The sequence below is a fragment of the Thermomonospora catenispora genome, assembly GCF_006363815.1.
GTDB lineage: Bacteria > Actinomycetota > Actinomycetes > Streptosporangiales > Streptosporangiaceae > Thermomonospora > Thermomonospora catenispora.
Genome location: NZ_RRYT01000006.1, coordinates 175239 through 193367, shown reverse-complemented (window position 1 = coordinate 193367; position 18129 = coordinate 175239). Strand labels below are relative to the sequence as shown.

Below are 18129 nucleotides of genomic sequence, written 5' to 3'. Positions count from 1 at the left end.
GAAGGCTAGGCTCGTGCCGTGGAGATGATGGCACCGACCCCTGACAAGACCGACCGGCTGCTGTTGCTGGACGGGCACTCGCTGGCCTACCGCGCGTTCTTCGCGCTGCCGGTGGAGAACTTCTCGACCACCGACGGCCAGCCCACCAACGCGGTCTACGGCTTCACCTCGATGCTCATCAACGTGCTGCGCGACGAGCGGCCCACGCACATCGCGGTGGCCTTCGACCGCTCCGAGCCCACGTTCCGGCACGAGCAGTACGTGGAGTACAAGGCGGGTCGCAGCAAGGCTCCCGACGAGTTCCGCAGCCAGGTCAGCCTGATCTTCGAGGTGCTGGACGCGCTGCGGATCCCGCGGCTGTCGGTGCCGGGCTACGAGGCCGACGACATCATCGCCACACTGGCCTCCCAGGCGTCCGCCCAGGGCATGACCACGCTGGTGATCACCGGCGACCGGGACGCGTTCCAGCTGGTGAACGAGCATGTGACGGTGCTGTACCCGGTGCGCGGGGTCTCGGAGCTGACCCGTTACGACCCTCAGGCGGTGACCAGCAAGTACGGGGTGCCGCCGGAGCGTTACCGGGAGCTGGCGGCGCTGGTGGGGGAGCCCAGCGACAACCTGCCGGGGGTGCCGGGGGTGGGGCCCAAGACCGCCGCCAAATGGCTCACCCGGTACGGCGATCTGGACGGGCTGGTGGCCCACGTCGACGAGATCAAGGGCAAGGCCGGCGCCAACCTGCGCGAGCACCTGCCCCAGGTGCTGCGCAACCACCAGATCAACGAGCTGGACCGCCGGGTCCCGCTGGACGTCGGGCCGCAGGACCTGCGGCTGGGGCAGTGGGACCGCGACGAGATCCACACCCTGTTCGACGCCCTGCAGTTCCGGGTGCTGCGGGAGCGACTGTACGCCACGTTGTCGGCGGTGGAGCCGGAGGCCGAGGAGGGCTTCGAGGTCGAGCTGACCCGTCCCGAGCCGGGCGCACTGGGGGCCTGGCTGGCCGAGCACGCCGGCGCGCCGGGGGAGCGGGTCGGCATGGCGGTGACCGGCCGGTGGGGCCGCGGCACCGGCGAGGTGACGGCGATCGCGCTGGCGACCGCACGGGGCTCGGCGGTGTACGTGGAGCCCGCCGAGCTGGCCGCCGAGGACGAGCGGGCGCTGGCGGACTGGCTGGCCGACCCCAAGCGGCCCAAGGCGGTGCACGAGGCCAAGGGGCCGATGCTGGCGCTGGCGGCGCGCGGACTGTCGCTGGAGGGGGTGACCAGCGACACGGCGCTGGCCGCCTATCTGGCGCTGCCGGGGCAGCGCACCTTCGACCTGGCCGATCTGGTGCTGCGGTATCTGCACAAGGAGCTGCGGGACGAGGCCGCCGCGGACGGGCAGCTGACGATCGACGGGTCGGCGGAGGCCGACGCCGCGCGCGAGCTGGCGGTGCGGGCGCGGGCGGTGCTGGAGCTGGCCGACGAGCTGGACCGCGACCTGGAGCGGCGGGGCGCGCTGCGGCTGCTGCACGAGGTGGAGCTGCCGCTGGTCGGGGTGCTGGCCGAGATGGAGCGGGCCGGGATCGCCGTGGACACCGACCACTTCGCGGCGCTGTCGTCGTCGCTGGGCGGGCAGGCCGCAGAGTGCGAGCGGCGGGCCCACGCCGCCGTCGGCCGCGAGTTCAACCTGGGGTCGCCCAAGCAGGTGCAGCAGGTGCTGTTCGACGAGCTCGGCCTGCCCAAGACCAAGCGCACCAAGACCGGCTACACCACCGACTCCGAGGCGCTGACGGGGCTGCTGGCCAAGAGCCCGCACCCGGTGCTGGAGCACATCCTGCGCTGGCGCGAGGTGGCCAAGCTCAAGAGCATCGTGGACTCGCTCATCCCGATGGCGGCCGAGGACGGGCGGATCCACACCACCTTCAACCAGATGGTGGCGGCGACCGGGCGGCTGTCGTCCACCGACCCGAACCTGCAGAACATCCCGATCCGCACCGCCGAGGGCCGGCAGATCCGGGAGGGCTTCGTGGTCGGCGAGGGCTTCGAGTGCCTGATGACCGCCGACTACAGCCAGATCGAGCTGCGGATCATGGCGCACCTGTCCGGGGACGAGGCGCTGATCGAGGCGTTCACCTCCGGGGCGGACTTCCACACCATCACCGCCGCCCGGGTCTTCGGGGTGCCGCCCGACCAGGTGGACCCGGAGCTGCGGGCCCGGATCAAGGCGATGAACTACGGCCTGGCCTACGGTCTGTCCCCGTTCGGGCTGGCCGCCCAGCTGTCCATCACCCCCGACGAGGCGCGGGTGCTGATGGACGACTATTTCGAGCAGTTCGGCGGGGTCCGCGACTACCTGCGCGGCGTGGTGGAGCGGGCGCGTCGGGACGGGTACACCGAGACCATCCTCGGCCGTCGCCGCTACCTGCCCGATCTGACCTCCGACAACCGGCAGCGCCGGGAGATGGCCGAGCGGATGGCCCTGAACGCCCCCATCCAGGGCTCGGCCGCCGACATCATCAAGGTCGCGTCGCTGAACGTCGACCGGGCGCTGCGCGAGCGCGGTCTGGCCTCCCGGATGCTGCTGCAGGTCCACGACGAGCTGGTCTTCGAGGTCGCCCCCGGCGAGCTGGAGGAGCTGCAGGAGCTGGTGCGCGAGCAGATGACCGGCGCCTATGAGCTGCGCGCCCCCCTGGAGGTCTCCATGGGCACCGGCCGGACCTGGCAGGAGGCCGCCCACTAGCACCGGCGGGCGCCGGACCGCGAGGGCCGCCGGGCCCGCCCGCGGCCCGCGGCGCGGGCGGACCCGGCTCCAAAGGATCGGCCGTGGAACGCCCCCGGCGGGAGAGGGCCCTTCGTCCGCCCTCTCCCGCCGCCCCGTCCCCGCGCGCTCTTCCAGAAGCCCGCCCCGAGCCGTGGACCTCGGCCGTGCCCTGAGGCAGACTTTGCTCACGATCGACGGCTGGCGATGGGAGGACCGTGCCGCCCCTGCACAAGCTCGCCGGTGTGCTGATCGTGCTGTCGGTGATCGTCGGGCTGGTCGCGCCGGACGCCGGGCGCGGGGCCGAGACCGTCGCGCCCGCGGCGGCGCCCGCGGCGCCGGACGCCGTGGACCGATCCGCCGCGCCCCGCCCGCCGGGGACCCCGGCGGCGCGCGAGGAGCCGCCGCGGCCGTCCGAGACCCCCGCGATCGGGGCGGCGTCGGCGGTGGCGCGGCAGGTGCAGGCCAACGAGCTGGGGCAGATTCCGGTGATCATGTACCACCGGATCGTGGCCGAGCCCGCATCCTCCCTGGACCGCACCCCCCAGGAGCTGCGCGAGGAGCTGACCCGGCTGGCCCGGGAGGGGTACGTGCCGATCACCGCCGCGGATCTCGCGCGGGGCTGGATCGACGTCCCGGCCGGACGGCACCCGGTGGTGCTGACGTTCGACGACGGGACGCCCGGGCATTTCGCGCTGGACGAGCGGGGCGTGCCCGAGCCGGACACGGCGGTGGGCGTGCTGCTGGAGGTGGCGCGCCGGCATCCGGGGTTCCGGCCGGTCGCCACGTTCTATGTGAACTCCGATCCGTTCCGGATGGGGGACCGGGCCGCGGAGGGGCTGCGGTGGCTGGTGGAGCACGGCTTCGAGGTGGGCAACCACACCTGGTCGCACGCCGACCTGTCCACGCTGGACAAGGCGGGGGTGCAGCGGGAGATCGGCCGGCTCGAGGAGCGGATCACGGCGATGAGCGGCCGGCGCTCCGTGACGCTGGCCTACCCGTTCGGGGCGAGGCCGCGGCGGAGCTCGTGGGCGCGGGCCAAGGAGGGCGAGTACGCGTTCCGAGGGATCTTCCTGGCGGGGTGGCGGCCGTCGGCGTCGCCGTTCCACGTCGATTTCGACGCGGACTCGATCATGCGGATCCAGTCTGCGGGTAAAATTCCGGACAACGATTGCCGGCGGTACTGCTCGGCGGCGTGGCTCGACTGGCTGCGCGACCACCCCCGGGAGCGCTACGTCTCCGACGGCGACCCGGGCACGGTGAGCTTCCCCGCAGGCCGGGCAGGGGACTTGGCGGTCGATTACCGCAGGTATGGGCGGGCCTACTAGACTCGGGTGTAAAACTGTGCGGTGGGCCGGCGGGAGCGGGCCCGCGTCCGTCCCCGCAATTGACCCACGTGGTCAAGTCCCATATGCTGATCGCTGCGCTGTGGGCCTGCGCGTGCTTCGGACAGAGCAGGCTCGCGCTCGGTCAGGTCGACATCGGTCTACAGGCGGGAACTCCACCGTCTCCGGTTTTGGCAGGGACGAAAAAGGGCCCTCTGCGCTGCATAGTTCAACGATCTATGTCCGTATCCGGAGCCAGCCCACACATGACGAGCAGCACCGACACCTCGACCACCACTCCTCAAGTAGCGGTCAACGACATTGGCTCGGCAGAGGAGTTCCTCGCCGCGATCGATGAGACGATCAAGTACTTCAACGACGGCGACATTGTCGAGGGCACTGTCGTCAAGGTCGACCGAGACGAGGTCTTGCTCGACATCGGTTACAAGACCGAGGGCGTCATCCCGTCCCGGGAGCTGTCGATCAAGCACGATGTCGACCCGCACGAGGTCGTCAAGGTCGGCGACCACGTCGAAGCCCTTGTCCTGCAGAAGGAGGACAAGGAGGGTCGGCTGATCCTGTCCAAGAAGCGCGCCCAGTACGAGCGCGCCTGGGGCACGATCGAGAAGATCAAGGACGAGGACGGGATCGTCACCGGGACGGTCATCGAGGTCGTCAAGGGTGGTCTCATCCTCGACATCGGCCTGCGCGGCTTCCTGCCGGCCTCGCTGGTGGAGATGCGCCGGGTCCGGGACCTGCAGCCGTACGTCGGTCGTGAGCTCGAGGCCAAGATCATCGAGCTGGACAAGAACCGCAACAACGTGGTGCTGTCCCGTCGGGCCTGGCTGGAGCAGACCCAGAGCGAGGTCCGCCAGACCTTCCTCAACACCCTCCAGAAGGGCCAGGTCCGCAAGGGCGTGGTCTCCTCCATCGTCAACTTCGGTGCCTTCGTCGACCTGGGCGGCGTGGACGGCCTGGTGCACGTCTCCGAGCTGTCCTGGAAGCACATCGACCACCCCTCCGAGGTCGTCGAGGTGGGGCAGGAGGTCACCGTCGAGGTCCTCGACGTCGACATGGAGCGCGAGCGGGTCTCCCTGTCGCTGAAGGCGACCCAGGAGGACCCCTGGCAGCAGTTCGCCCGCACCCACCAGATCGGCCAGGTCGTGCCGGGCCGGGTCACCAAGCTGGTGCCGTTCGGCGCGTTCGTGCGGGTCGAGGAGGGCATCGAGGGCCTGGTGCACATCTCCGAGCTGGCCGAGCGCCACGTGGAGATCCCCGAGCAGGTCGTGCAGGTCGGCGACGAGATCTTCGTCAAGATCATCGACATCGATCTGGACCGGCGCCGGATCAGCCTGTCGCTCAAGCAGGCCAACGAGAGCGCCGCGGCCATGGACGACGAGGACTTCGACCCCACCCTGTACGGCATGCCGGCCGAGTACGACGAGCACGGCAACTACAAGTACCCCGAGGGCTTCGACCCCGAGACCGGCGAGTGGCTGCCGGGCTACGAGGAGCAGCGTGAGGCCTGGGAGCGGCAGTACGCCGAGGCCCGCCAGCGCTTCGAGGCCCACCGCCGGCAGATCGAGGAGGCCCGCCGTGCCGAGGCCGAGGCGGCCGGCACCGCCCTGGGCGAGGATTACTCCGGCGGCGAGTCCGAGTCCGGCGCCCTGGCCTCCGACGAGGCCCTGGCCGCTCTCCGCGAGAAGCTCTCCGGCGGCGGCCAGTGAGCGGGACGGGCGGGGCGGCGGTCCGCCGGTCCGCCCGCCGGTAGGGCCTGAGGGCTCCGCGCCCGGCGCGGGGGAGATCCTCGCGCCGTCGGCTCCGCCGTGTGTCTCGATCGTGGCTTCCGAGGGCTCGCGGCCCGTTCACCGGGCCGCGGGCCCTCGCGCATCTCGAAGGGCGAGCCGTGCGTCGGTCGGTGTCGACCCGCGGGCGATGCCATAATGACCACGGCCGGATGACGGCCCTGTGACGGGGTCGACGTCCGGCCGTGGTCGTTTCCTGCGGCCGCATCCCGGTAGGACCCGCCCAACACCCCGCTGTCAGAGAGCAACGCCAAGTGACCACCACTCACCCGGCAACCAGGGCCGAGGACGCCCCGTCGATCGTTCCCCAGGGCCCGGCGCGGCTGACGCTCATCGCCGTCACCATCGGCGTGCTGGCGCAGATCCTGCGCATGGCGGCGCCGCACTTCACCCATGTGGCCGACTCGGCGGGCGCCGTCGTCGCCGTCCCGGTGGTGCTGGCGGTGTTCCTGGCCGGGTTCGCCGCCCCCGCCGTCCGGACGGCGGCCGGGCCGAACGGGCTGCTGCTGACCGGTGTCGGCGGGCTGCTGCTGGTGCGCCTGCTGGCGCAGGCGCTCTCCGGGCACCTGGCGCTGGCGCTGCTCGGCACCGCGGTCGGGATGATCGCGGTGGCGGCGCTGTACGAGGCGGCGCGCGGCCTGTCGGGGGTGGGGTTCGCCACCGCGACCGTCGCCGGGCTCGGGGTGGACACGGCGGTGCGCATGGCGTTCGGCACGTGGGACCCGGTGTGGCGGAACGGCGTCGCCGAGTGGGCGGTGTGCCTGCTGTTCGTGGGGCTCGGCGCGGCGGCCCTGGCCCGGGAGCTGTCCTCGGGGCCGGTCCGGGCGCCGGGGATCTCCTGGCGGGACGGCATGGGCGCGGCGGCGCTCGGGCCGTTCCTGGCGCTGCAGATCCTGGTGCTGTCCAGCCCCGCGTTCGTGGCCTCCTCCGGCTGGCAGTCGCTGCTGGTGGCGCATGCGACGGTGGTCGTCGGGCAGGGGCTGGCGCTGGCGTTCCTGTCGTCGGGGCTGGCGGTGCGGGCGGTGCCCGGCGGGGTGTGCGTGCTCGGCGGCACCGTGCTGGGGGTCGCCGCCGGCGCGGTGGCCGGGTCGTACGCGGTCTCCGGCGTCGTGGTGGTCGGCGTGGTGGTCCTCGGGCAGGTGCTGGCGGCCTGGCTGCTGGCGGTGGCCTGCCGGGCTCCGCTGCGCCGCGCCGGGGAGGGCGGTCCGGTGTGGCGGATCGACGTGGGCGCCGCACTGGGCGGATTCCTGATCGTGGCGGTGCTGCTGCCGTACCAGCTCAGCGCCGTCGGGGCGCTGCCGTTCCCCAACAACGTGCTGCCCGGGGTGGCCGGGATCCTGCTGGGCGGACTGGCCGCCATCGCCGCGGCCCGGGGAGGCCCGCTGCCGGCGCGGGCGCCGCTGCGGGCGCTGACCGGAGGGGCGGCGGCGCTGGTGCTGCTGCTGGGGACGCTGGCGTTCGCGCTCACCGAGCCGGACGCGACCGCGCCGGGCGGCGATCCGCGCACCCTGCGGGTGGTGACCTTCAACATCCGCCACGCCATCGACGACGGCGGACGGCTGAACCTGCGGGCCGTCGCCGACGCCGTCCGCGCCCAGCGCGCCGACGTGGTGCTGCTGCAGGAGGTGGGGCGCGGAGCGGTGCCGTCGGGCGCCACCGACATCGGGGTGTGGCTGTCCCGCGAGCTCGGCATGCACCTGATCTGGGGCCCCGCCGCCGACGGCCAGCTCGGCAACGCCATCTTGACCTCCCGGAAGGTGCTGCGGTCGGGCGCCGCCCGGATGCCCAAGGGCGACTGGTCCCAGATCCGCGGATACGTGTGGGCCCGTCTGGACGTCGGCGGCAAGCCGGTGTACGTGTGGAACACCCACCTGGACGGCGGGACGGACCATGCGCGGGCCCGGCGGCGGGAGATCGCGGCGCTGCTGTCGGCGTGGGGCGGCGCCCCCCGCACGGTCTTCGGCGGAGACCTGGGCAGCGAGCCCGACGATCCTGAGATGGACATGTTCCTGGACGGCACCTTCCTGAAGGGCAAGCCGCTGCGCGCCGCCGCGCTGGGCGACTATCGGGCCACCACCCCCGAGGGCAGGAAGGTCGACTGGATCCTGGGCACCGACGAGCTGGTGTTCTCCGAGCACGGCGTGCACCCCGCCCCGGTGTCCGACCACTACCCGGTGGCCGTCACCGTCCGCCTCGATGGCTGAGCGTCGGGCCGCGGGGGCGCGCCGGTGAGCACGCCGCCGCTGCGCATCGCGCCCGCCGGTGAGGACGACGCCGGGGAGATCCTGACCGTTCAGCGGGCCGCCTACCTGGCCGAGGCGCAGCTGTACGGGGATCCGTTCCTCCCGCCGCTGATCGAGACGCTCGATCAGCTCCGCAGGGCGCTGACCGGGACCGACACGCTGGTGCTCAAGGCGATGCGGGGGGCTCGGCTGGTCGGCGCGGTCCGCGGCACGTTCGGTGGGCGCACCTGCCTGGTGGGCCGGCTGGCCGTCGCCCCCGACGCGCAGGGGCAGGGTGTGGGGACGAGGCTGCTGCGGGCGCTGGAGGAGCGGGCCGCCGCCCGGGCGGACTCCTGCGCGCTGTTCACCGGCCACCTCAGCGACGCCGGCCTGCGGCTGTGCCGGAGACTCGGCTACACCGAGACGCACCGGGAGCGGCTGGCCGCCCATCTGACCGTGGTGCACATGCGCAAACCGCTCGTTTCCGGAGACTCCTAGCCGGATCGGGGCGCGGCGGGCCCACCCGTTAGGCTGACGGCCGTGTTGCGAGTGGGACTGACCGGCGGGATCGGCGCCGGCAAGAGCGAGGTGTCCGCGCGGCTGGCCGCTCGCGGCGCCGTCATCATCGACGCCGACAAGATCGCCCGCGAGGTGGTCGAGCCCGGCACGCCGGGACTGGCGGCGGTGGTCGCCGAGTTCGGCGAGCAGGTGCTGCTCCCGGACGGGTCGCTGGACCGGGAACGGCTCGGCTCGATCGTGTTCGCCGACGCCGATCGCCGCGCCGCGCTCAACGCCATCGTGCACCCCCTGGTCGGGGAGCGGATGAACGAGCTGGTGGAGGCGGCGCCGCAGGACGCCGTCGTGGTCTACGACGTGCCGCTGTTGACCGAGAACAACCTGGCGGGACTGTACGACATGGTGGTCGTGGTGGACGTGCCGGTGGAGACGCAGCTGGCCCGGCTCACCGGCGCCCGCGGCATGAGCGAGGAGGACGCCCGCGCCCGGATCGCCGCGCAGGCGACCCGTGAGGAGCGCCTGAAGATCGCCGACTACGTGATCGACAACTCCGGGACGCTGGAGGAGCTGGACGCGGCGGTGGACGCGCTGTGGACCGAGCTGGAGGCCCGTTCCGCGGCGGGCTGAACGGCCTCGGGCCGCCCCGGAAAATGCGATATATCGAGTAACGGGTTCCGTAGGCTCACCATGGGGTGACGGGGGCGGCGATGCGGCCGACGAAGCGATCACGGGCGCTGGACGTTGCGCTGGCGGCCGGGGCGGCGGTGACGGACGCGCTCATCGCGTGGGTCACCACCGTGGACTTCTGGCTGCCCCGCTGGGCGACGGCGTCGGCGGCGTTCGTGCTCGGGCTGTGCCTGGTGGTGCGCCGCAGGCACCCCGTGGCGCTGGTGGCGGCCGGGACCGCGGTGGGAGCGGCCACCGGGGGCGGGGCCGTCTCCGGGCTCATCGCCTGCTACTCGCTGGGCGCCTACGCGACCTCCCGCCGGGCCGTGCTCTGCCTGACGGCGCTGGGGATCGCCTCGTTCGCGCTGCAGCCCGAGCCGGGGCTGGACCGCTCGGAACCGCTGACGCTGCGGCTGATCGTGGGCATGGTGTTCGCGCTGCCGCCGGTGCTGCTCGGCCTGTACATGGGCGCCCGCAAGCAGCTCATCGCCTCGCTGCAGGAACGCACCCGGCGGCTGGAGCGCGAGCAGACCCTGCTGGCCGAGCGCGCCCGCGTCGAGGAGCGCGCCCGCATCGCCCGCGAGATGCACGACGTGGTCGCCAACCGGATCAGCGTCATGGTGGTGCAGGCGGCCGCGCTGCGCGCCATCGCCGCCCGCGACCCGCAGCGGGCCGCCGAGACCGCCGAGGTCATCGGGGACATGGGGCGCCAGGCGCTGGAGGAGCTGCGGCAGGTGATCGGGGTGCTGCGGCTCGGCGAGGACAGCGGCCCGCAGACGGTGCCGGGCCCCGACGACATCGCCGAACTGGTCGAGCGGTCCCGGGCGGCCGGGCTGAAGATCGCGCTGACCACCGAGCTCGGCGACTGCCAGCTGCCTCCGGCGGTGGCGCGCGCCGCGTACCGGGTGATCCAGGAGGGCCTGACCAACGTGCACAAGCACGCCGGCGAGGCCGACACCGAGGTGCTGGTCCGGCAGACCTCCGACGCGATCGAGCTGTCGGTGGTCAACGGGCCGCCGCCGGGCGAGCCCGAGCGGCTGCTGCCCAGCGGCGGCAACGGCCTGGTGGGGCTGCGGGAGCGGGTCACCGCGCTCGGCGGGGCCCTGGACGCCGGGCCGCGGCCCGAGGGCGGGTTCGCGCTGCGCGCCCGCATCCCGCTGCCCGCCGCCTCCTGATCGCCGCGGACCCGCCGGGCGCGCCGCCGCGTCCGGGACTGTCGCACCGGCTGCGTACAGTGGGGACGCGGGATGAGCGCATCCGAGCAGGGGAGGACGACGTGCGGCCGGTCACGGACATTCAGCGCAAGGACGCGCCGTTCCAGGTCGTCACGGACATGACGCCGTCGGGCGACCAGCCGCAGGCGATCGCCGAGCTGGAGCGGCGGATCAAGCGGGGCGACAAGGACACGGTGCTGCTGGGCGCCACCGGCACCGGGAAGACCGCCACCGTCGCCTGGCTGATCGAGCGGGTGCAGCGTCCCACCCTGGTGATGCAGCCCAACAAGACGCTCGCCGCCCAGTTCGCCAACGAGCTGCGGCAGATGCTGCCGAACAACGCGGTCGAGTACTTCGTGTCGTACTACGACTACTACCAGCCCGAGGCGTACGTCCCCCAGAGCGACACCTACATCGAGAAGGACGCCTCCATCAACGAGGAGGTCGAGCGGCTGCGGCACTCGGCGACCAACTCGCTGCTGACCCGCCGGGACACCGTGGTGGTCGCCTCGGTGTCGTGCATCTACGGCCTGGGGACCCCGCAGGAGTACGTGGACCGGATGGTCACGCTGCGCGTCGGCATGGAGATCGATCGCGACGAGCTGCTGCACAAGCTGGTCGAGATGCAGTACGCCCGCAACGACCTGGCGTTCACCCGCGGGACGTTCCGGGTGCGCGGCGACACCGTGGAGATCATCCCGCAGTACGAGGAGCTCGCCGTCCGGATCGAGATGTTCGGCGACGAGATCGAGCGGCTCGCCACGCTGCACCCGCTGACCGGGGAGGTGCTCGGCGAGAGCGAGGAGGTGCACGTCTTCCCCGCCTCCCACTACGTGGCCGGGCCCGAGCGGATGGAGCGCGCGATCGCCGGAATCGAGGCCGAGCTGGCCGAGCGGCTGGCCGAGCTGGAGGCGCAGGGCAAGCTGCTGGAGGCGCAGCGGCTGCGGATGCGCACCACCTACGACATCGAGATGATGCGGCAGGTCGGCACCTGCTCCGGGATCGAGAACTACTCCCGGCACATCGACGGCCGGGAGCCCGGCAGCCCGCCCCACACGCTGCTGGACTACTTCCCCGAGGACTTCCTGCTGGTCATCGACGAGTCGCACCAGACCGTGCCGCAGATCGGCGCGATGTACGAGGGCGACGCCTCCCGCAAGCGGATGCTGGTCGAGCACGGCTTCCGCCTGCCGTCGGCGATGGACAACCGGCCGCTGACGTGGGAGGAGTTCTGCGAGCGGATCGGCCAGACCGTCTATCTGTCGGCCACCCCCGGCCCGTACGAGCTGAGCCGGGTCGGCGGAGACGTGGTCGAGCAGGTGATCCGGCCGACCGGGCTGGTCGACCCGGAGATCGTGGTCAAGCCCACCGAGGGACAGATCGACGACCTGATCCACCAGATCCGGCTGCGCGCCGAGCGGGACGAGCGGGTGCTGGTCACCACGCTCACCAAGAAGATGGCCGAGGACCTCACCGACTACCTGCTCGAGCTGGGCATCCGGGTCCGTTACCTGCACAGCGAGGTCGACACGCTGCGCCGGATCGAGCTGCTGCGCGAGCTGCGCAGCGGCGAGTTCGACGTGCTGGTCGGCATCAACCTGCTGCGCGAGGGCCTGGACCTGCCCGAGGTGTCGCTGGTGGCGATCCTGGACGCCGACAAGGAGGGCTTCCTGCGCTCGGAGACCTCCCTGATCCAGACCATCGGTCGGGCCGCCCGCCACGTCTCCGGCGAGGTCCACATGTACGCCGACCGGATCACTCCGTCCATGGCGCGCGCCATCGAGGAGACCAACCGGCGGCGCGCCAAGCAGCAGGCCTACAACGCCGAGCACGGCATCGAGCCCAAGGCGCTGCGCAAGCGGATCGCCGACATCCTGGACTCGCTGGCCCGCGAGGACGCCGACACCGAGACCCTGCTGGGCGGCGCCGACCAGCGGCGCGGCCGGGGCAAGGCCCCCGTCGCCGGTCTGGTCTCCCGCACCCGTCAGGCCGGCCGGCACGCCGCCGACCTGGTCGGCGAGCGCCCCCGCGAGGAGCTGGAGTCCCTGATCGAGGAGATGACCGCCCAGATGCGCCAGGCGGCCGCCGATCTGCAGTTCGAGCTGGCCGCCCGGCTCCGCGACGAGATCAAGGAGCTCAAGCGCGAGCTGCGCGACATGACGGAGGCCGGCGTCCGATGACGCCCGGGCCGGCCCCCGCCCTCCCGCGATGCGCCCCGGGCCGGGACGGGCGGTCGCCCGCGCGGCCGACCGCCCGGCGGCGCGGCGCCGGGGCGCCGAGGGGCGGTGCGCTTCCGGGATGAGGGAGCCGGTGCGGAGGGCGCGGACGGCGGATCTGGCGGGGCTGCCGGAGATCGAGCGGAGCGCGGACGGGATGTTCGCGTCGGTGGGGATCGTGCTCCCGGCCGGGCCCACCATGATCGAGGAGGTGGGGGAGCGGGCCCGGGTGTGGGTGGCCGGCGACCCGCCGGTGGGGTTCGCGGCGGTCGTCGACGTGGACGGGCGTCCCCATCTGGAGCAGATCGCGGTGCGGGCCGACCGCGCCGGCCGGGGCGTCGGAGGGCGGCTGCTCGCCCGGGTGATCGAGGAGAGCCGGGGAGGGCTGACGCTGATCACGTTCCGGGACGTGCCGTGGAACGCTCCCTGGTACGCGCGGTTCGGGTTCACGGCGCTGCCTGAGCGGGAGTGGGGGCCGCGGCTGCGCGAGCGCTGGGAGGCGGAGATCGCGGCCGGGTTGCACGCGCTGGGGCCCCGGGTGGTCATGCGGCGCGGGTGAGGCGCGGGTCCGCGTCCGGGACGGGCGCGGCCGGAGAGCGGGGCGGTGCCGCCCGCCCCGGCGGACGGGGCCGATGCGAGGTCGACGGGACCGCCGACCCCCGTGATGTGTCGGACATGTGCTTTTTGTCTCTTTGAGGGGTGGATTACGGGTGTGTGGGAGTGGCGGGGTCTGGGTCAAGAGCACAAGGGGCAATCGCTACCCGGACGGTGGTGTGTCGAGCGGGCGGCCGGTCCAGGATCGTAGGGCGCGGCCCGAACGGCGATGGGGACGAGCGATGCGGACGGTGACGGCATGACGAGCATGACGCTTCGCAGGGAACTCGACTTCTCGGTCGCGGTGCTGCGGCATCGGGATCGGGCGGTGGTGTACGTCACGGGCGACATCGATCTGCACACCCAGGGGCATCTGCGGCAGGCGCTGATGGGGCTCGTCGCCGAGAGGATGTCCCAGGTGGTCGTCGATCTGCGCGAGGTCGGCTTCTTCGGCTCGGACGCGCTGCGCGTGCTGGCCGACGTCCAGGCGGAGGCCGAGCTCGCCGGGGTGACGCTGACGTTGGCCGCGGTCCCGCCGAACGCGCTGCGCATCATGGAGATCACCGGGATGGACGGCGCGTTCCGCATCCGGCCCGCGCGAGTCTGACGTCCGATCCGCGATCCGGCGACCCCCGGTCGCCGGATTTTTTTGCGCCGGCCCGCTCGCGAGGCCGGGCGTCCATGCCGCCGCACGGACGCCGACGGCGCGCCCTCGGCCCATTTATTGATCTACGATGTAAAGGCGGGAACCGTGATCCGCGGCCCGACGTCTGGTCGAACGGGTGGTGTACTCACCGGGCGAGGGAAGAACGATGGGCGGACCGAGGGCATGGCCGCGAGGCGGCCGGCGCCCGCCCCGGCTCGGAGAGCGGGGACGGGCGCTCGTGGTGCTGGTGGTCTCGGTGTTCGTCGCCGCGGGGGCCCTGGTCGCGCTCCCGGCGGCGCGGTGCGAGGTCCTCGGGATCGGGTGCCGCAGGGCGCCGCGGGTCGAGGCGCCGGCCGCGGAGCCGACGCGGAGCGCCGCCCGCAGGCTCACCCCGCTGGAGGCCGCCACCTGGGGCCGGTACGTGGCGCTGGGGGACTCCTACTCCTCCGGTGAGGGCGCTTATGGGACCCCCGCCGACCTGGACCCCTCCAACCGGTGCCGGCGCACCTCCCAGGCCTACTACCACGATGTGGTCAAGGAGTTCCGGTTCGCCGGCGGCACGGCGTTCTGGGCGTGCGCCGGGGCGACCACGGCCACCGTGCTGAAGGGCAAGTCGGGGGAGCCGCCGCAGACCAGCCGGGTGGGGCCGGAGACCAGCCTGGTGACGATCAGCGTGGGCGGCAACGACGTCGGCTTCTCCCGGGTGCTGGCGGGATGCGTGGTGCGGCTGCCGTGGAGCCGGGCCTGCAAGGACCAGGGTCCTGAGATCGCCGACCGGATGGCCGCGCTGCGGTACTCGCTGACCACCGTGCTCGACGCCATCACCGCGCGGGCCCCGCGCGCCCGGGTGATCGTGATGGGCTATCCCCGGATCTTCTCCGAGCGCTCGGGGGCCCGCGCCGACAACATCAGCATCGGCGACCAGCAGTGGCTGAACGCGCGGGCCCGCGAGCTGAACGAGGTCATCCGGCAGGTGGTGGCCGACCGGGATCGGCAGATCGCGGCGACCGAGGGGCAGGGGAGCGTGGAGTTCGTCGACGCCTACCACGCCTTCTCCGGCCATGAGGTCGGCACCCCCGAGCCGTATGTGAACGGCCTCAAGGTCGACCTGTCGGCGCTGGCGGCCGAGCCGGCCAGCTTCCACCCCACCCGGGCCGGTTATCAGGCGTTGGCCCGGCTGTTCGTGCAGCAGATCCGCACCGGCCCCGGGCGCCCGTTGCACCAGTTCCGGTGAGCGGGGCGTCAGTCGGGGTCGGTCGAGCCGGTGATCGCGTTGAGCCGGTCCAGCGCCTCGGCGAACTCCTGCACCATGTCGTAGACGACCTGGCGGGCGGGACGCACGCTGTTCATCAGTCCCACGCACTGCCCGACGAAGTAGTTGGCCAGCGCGCGGGCGCCCTCGTGGCCGCTCTCGGCGACCTTGTTGATGTGCCGCATGGCGCCCTCGGCGAGCACCATCTGCAGCGGCATCCCCAGCGATCCGGGGCTCTCGGGGCCCTCCCAGGCGTCGGTCCAGGCGGAGCGGAGCTGACGGGCCGGCTTGCCGGTGCGCGACCGGGAGCGGACGGTGTCGCGCGAGGTGGCGGCCAGCATCTTCTCCTTGACGTGCGGCGGGGTCTCGGCCTCCTCGGTGGTCAGCCAGACCGATCCGCACCACACGCCCGAGGCCCCGAGCGCCATCGCCGCGGCCATCTGGCGTCCGGTGGCGATGCCGCCCGCGGCCAGCACGGGAAGCGGGGCGACGGTGTCGACGACCTCGGGGACCAGCACCATCGTGGAGATCTCGCCGGTGTGCCCGCCCGCCTCGCCGCCCTGGGCGACGATCAGGTCGACCCCGGCGGCGGCCTGGCGGCGGGCGTGCTCGGCGGTGCCGACCAGCGCGGCGACCGGGACGCCGGCCTTCTTGGCGGCTTCGATCATGCGGGGCGGCGGGGTGCCGAGGGCGCTGGCGATCAGCCGGATGGGGTGGTTCAGGGCGACCTCGATGAGATCGGCGGCGCCCTGTTCGGTGACCTGCGCGCCGACGCCGCGGGCGGTGGAGCGGCGTGCGGCCTCGAAGTCCGGCTGCGGGACGCCGTGCCGGTCGAACAGGTCCCGCAGGAACGCCCAGTGCTCCCGGGGGACCGCGGCCAGCATCGCCGCCAGCCCGCCGCCCCCCTGGGAGGGGTCGGGGGCGTCGCCGAGGTCGAGCTTGGCGGGCACCAGCACGTCCACCCCGTAGGGGCGGCCGCCGACGTGTTCGTCGATCCAGCGCAGTTCCTCTTCGAGCCGGTCGGGGGTGTAGGCGACGGCGCCCAGCACCCCGAAGCCCCCCGCGTTGGTCACCGCGGCGACCACGTCGCGGCAGTGGCTGAAGGCGAACAGCGGGAACTCGATGCCGAACATCTCGCAGACCTCGGTACGCATGCCGCGTACGCTACTGGACCGAATGTCATTCGGTCCAGGGGGTGTCCACCCCGCTCAGACCGGCCGGACCCGCTCAGGCCGGCCGGAACAGCAGATAGGGCTCGCCCTGGGCGGGGTGCACGAACGACGCCCGCAGCGGCAGCCCCTCGCGCAGCGCGCCGGCGTCCACGCCGTCCAGCCGGGCGTTCAGCCACGGCCCCTCGGCCAGCTCCACCAGCCCCAGGATCGTCGGCGGCGGCGCCGTGCCGTCCTCGGCCGGCCGCCCGTGCAGCACCGTCCACGTCACCAGGGTCGCCTCCCCGGACGCCGGGGCCCAGGACAGCCTGTCGGCGCCGCAGTCCGGGCAGCCCGACTGATCGGGCGCGTACCAGCGGCCGCACGGCTCGCACCGACGGATCACCAGCCGGTCCTCGGCCGCGCCGTCGAAGAACGGGTCGGTGCGGCCGTCCCGGTGCAGAACGCCGATTTCCACGGTCTCCGTGGTCTTCGTGGTCTCCATGGCCCCCATGGCCTAGGCCTCCTTCCGGTGCGGGCTGAGGATCAGGGTCGAGTGGTGGTCCAGGATGCCGCCGTTGCCGCTGACCAGGATCACGTCCCGCTTGGCGACCTGGCGCTCGCCGCCGTCGCCGCGGGCCTGGATGACCGCCTCCGACAGCGGCGTCATGCCCCACATGTAGTAGCCCGACAGCTGTCCGCCGCCGGTGTTGGTGGGCAGCGAGCCGCCCGGGCTGAGCGCCCCGGACTCCACGAACGCCCCGCCCTCGCCCTTGGCGCAGAATCCGTAGTCCTCCAGCGAGACCAGGACCGTGTAGGTGTAGCAGTCGTACAGCTGGCACAGGTCGATGTCCGAGACGGTCACCCCGGCCATCTTCATGGCGATCGGCCCGGAGATCGCCGCGCCGGTGGTGAGCCCGAACTCGCTGCCGCGCTCCCTGCGGTGCCCCGGGTGCCCCTGCCCCCAGCCCCAGATGTGCACGGGCGGACGGGCCAGGTCCCGGGCCCGGTCCGCGGAGGTGATCACCACCGCGATCGCCCCGTTGGACACCAGGCAGCAGTCCAGCAGGTGCAGCGGCTCGGCCACCCAGCGGGAGCTCTGGTGGTCCTCCAGAGTGATCGGGTCGCGCATCTGGGCCAGCGGGTTCATGGTCGCCCACCGCCGCGTGCTGACCGCGATCGCGCCGAACTGCTCGCTGGTGGTGCCGTAGCGGAGCATGTGCCGCCGCGCGGCCAGCGCGTACAGGGCGTTGACGCTGCGGAAGCCCAGCGCGGCGGTCATGCCGCCGTAGCCGTACCACTCCCTGGCGCTGCGCTCGTAGGCCGCGCCCGAGGACTGCTTGGGCCGCAGCGGCGCGTCGGCGAACACGCAGGCCACGGTGGTCGCGGCGCCGCTGATCACCGACATGGCCGCATAGGCGACCATGGCTCCGGCGGTGGCGCCGAAGGCGTTCATCTGGGTCAGCACCCGCAGGTCCCGCAGCCCGAGCGCGGCGGCCAGCTCGACGCCGGGGGACCCGCTCATCCCGTGGCTGACCACCAGCCCGTCCAGGTCGGCCAGGCCGAGCCCCGCGTCGGCGACCGCGCGCCGCACCGCGTCGGCGGCCAGCCGGCGCGCGCTGCGCCCGTACACCTTGCCCAGCTCGGTCATCCCGAGTCCGGCGATCGCCGCACTCTCACCCATGGATCCTCATCGCCCTCTCCAGAACCGGAACATGTCGCTCGACACCGTACCGAACAAGATTCGGTATGAGGTGTGCCGCCCTGATGCGGATCGGCCGATTCGAAG

General features: G+C 72.9%; 14 protein-coding genes. 11 read left to right on the top strand and 3 right to left on the bottom strand.

What is annotated here, in order from left to right; all coding sequences use genetic code 11:
• The first annotated feature begins 18 nt into the window (after positions 1–18).
• The 11 genes from polA to EIO00_RS07530 all read left to right on the top strand — a co-directional run bounded on the left by polA (position 19) and on the right by EIO00_RS07530 (position 15174).
• On the top strand, positions 19–2718 hold the full coding sequence (polA, locus tag EIO00_RS07580) for a DNA polymerase I (RefSeq protein WP_140176550.1): 2700 nt from the start codon (positions 19–21) through the stop codon (positions 2716–2718).
• Positions 2719–2954: 236 nt separating this feature from the next.
• Entirely contained in the window at positions 2955–4064 is a 1110-nt protein-coding gene (locus tag EIO00_RS07575) for a polysaccharide deacetylase family protein (RefSeq protein ID WP_140176548.1), read from the top strand.
• A 263-nt stretch (positions 4065–4327) separates the two neighbouring features.
• On the top strand, positions 4328–5788 hold the full coding sequence (rpsA, locus tag EIO00_RS07570) for a 30S ribosomal protein S1 (RefSeq protein WP_140176546.1): 1461 nt from the start codon (positions 4328–4330) through the stop codon (positions 5786–5788).
• 332 nt (positions 5789–6120) lie between these two features.
• Positions 6121–8070, top strand: a complete 1950-nt coding sequence (locus tag EIO00_RS07565; RefSeq protein ID WP_140176544.1) for an endonuclease/exonuclease/phosphatase family protein — start codon at positions 6121–6123, stop codon at positions 8068–8070.
• 24 nt (positions 8071–8094) lie between these two features.
• On the top strand, positions 8095–8586 hold the full coding sequence (locus EIO00_RS07560; RefSeq protein WP_140176542.1) for a GNAT family N-acetyltransferase: 492 nt from the start codon (positions 8095–8097) through the stop codon (positions 8584–8586).
• A 42-nt stretch (positions 8587–8628) separates the two neighbouring features.
• Complete coding sequence (gene coaE, locus EIO00_RS07555) at positions 8629–9231, top strand: dephospho-CoA kinase (RefSeq protein WP_140176540.1); 603 nt, start codon at positions 8629–8631, stop codon at positions 9229–9231.
• A gap of 80 nt (positions 9232–9311) precedes the next feature.
• Positions 9312–10445 carry a sensor histidine kinase gene (locus EIO00_RS07550; protein ID WP_140176538.1) on the top strand — a complete coding sequence of 378 codons (1134 nt, stop codon included), beginning with the start codon at positions 9312–9314 and terminating at the stop codon, positions 10443–10445.
• 101 nt (positions 10446–10546) lie between these two features.
• On the top strand, positions 10547–12664 hold the full coding sequence (uvrB, locus tag EIO00_RS07545) for an excinuclease ABC subunit UvrB (protein ID WP_140176536.1): 2118 nt from the start codon (positions 10547–10549) through the stop codon (positions 12662–12664).
• Positions 12665–12782: 118 nt separating this feature from the next.
• Positions 12783–13259 carry a GNAT family N-acetyltransferase gene (locus EIO00_RS07540; RefSeq protein ID WP_140176534.1) on the top strand — a complete coding sequence of 159 codons (477 nt, stop codon included), beginning with the start codon at positions 12783–12785 and terminating at the stop codon, positions 13257–13259.
• A 294-nt stretch (positions 13260–13553) separates the two neighbouring features.
• A complete protein-coding gene (locus EIO00_RS07535) occupies positions 13554–13901 on the top strand; it encodes an STAS domain-containing protein (protein WP_161602674.1) in 348 nt (115 codons plus the stop codon).
• Positions 13902–14106: 205 nt separating this feature from the next.
• On the top strand, positions 14107–15174 hold the full coding sequence (locus tag EIO00_RS07530) for an SGNH/GDSL hydrolase family protein (protein ID WP_140176530.1): 1068 nt from the start codon (positions 14107–14109) through the stop codon (positions 15172–15174).
• Positions 15175–15182: 8 nt separating this feature from the next.
• Here EIO00_RS07530 and EIO00_RS07525 read toward each other — a convergent pair whose 3' ends face one another.
• The 3 genes from EIO00_RS07525 to EIO00_RS07515 form a co-directional block, all read right to left on the bottom strand.
• The gene (locus EIO00_RS07525) at positions 15183–16346 is read right to left on the bottom strand and encodes an NAD(P)H-dependent flavin oxidoreductase (protein WP_140176528.1); all 1164 of its coding nucleotides are present in this window, start codon (positions 16344–16346) and stop codon (positions 15183–15185) included.
• A 73-nt stretch (positions 16347–16419) separates the two neighbouring features.
• Positions 16420–16854 (bottom strand): Zn-ribbon domain-containing OB-fold protein, encoded by a 435-nt coding sequence (locus tag EIO00_RS07520; RefSeq protein ID WP_241661195.1) that lies wholly within the window; start codon positions 16852–16854, stop codon positions 16420–16422.
• Positions 16855–16857: 3 nt separating this feature from the next.
• Positions 16858–18024 (bottom strand): thiolase family protein, encoded by a 1167-nt coding sequence (locus EIO00_RS07515; RefSeq protein WP_140176526.1) that lies wholly within the window; start codon positions 18022–18024, stop codon positions 16858–16860.
• Between the last annotated feature and the right edge of the window lie 105 nt (positions 18025–18129).

Coding starts and splice junctions, on each gene's coding strand:
- rpsA (WP_140176546.1), top strand. CDS start 4,328: ATGACGAGCAGCACCGACACCTCGACCACCACTCCTCAAGTAGCGGTC.
- EIO00_RS07550 (WP_140176538.1), top strand. CDS start 9,312: ATGCGGCCGACGAAGCGATCACGGGCGCTGGACGTTGCGCTGGCGGCC.
- EIO00_RS07540 (WP_140176534.1), top strand. CDS start 12,783: ATGAGGGAGCCGGTGCGGAGGGCGCGGACGGCGGATCTGGCGGGGCTG.
- EIO00_RS07535 (WP_161602674.1), top strand. CDS start 13,554: ATGACGAGCATGACGCTTCGCAGGGAACTCGACTTCTCGGTCGCGGTG.
- EIO00_RS07530 (WP_140176530.1), top strand. CDS start 14,107: ATGGGCGGACCGAGGGCATGGCCGCGAGGCGGCCGGCGCCCGCCCCGG.
- EIO00_RS07525 (WP_140176528.1), bottom strand. CDS start 16,346: ATGCGTACCGAGGTCTGCGAGATGTTCGGCATCGAGTTCCCGCTGTTC.
- EIO00_RS07520 (WP_241661195.1), bottom strand. CDS start 16,854: ATGGGGGCCATGGAGACCACGAAGACCACGGAGACCGTGGAAATCGGC.
- EIO00_RS07515 (WP_140176526.1), bottom strand. CDS start 18,024: ATGGGTGAGAGTGCGGCGATCGCCGGACTCGGGATGACCGAGCTGGGC.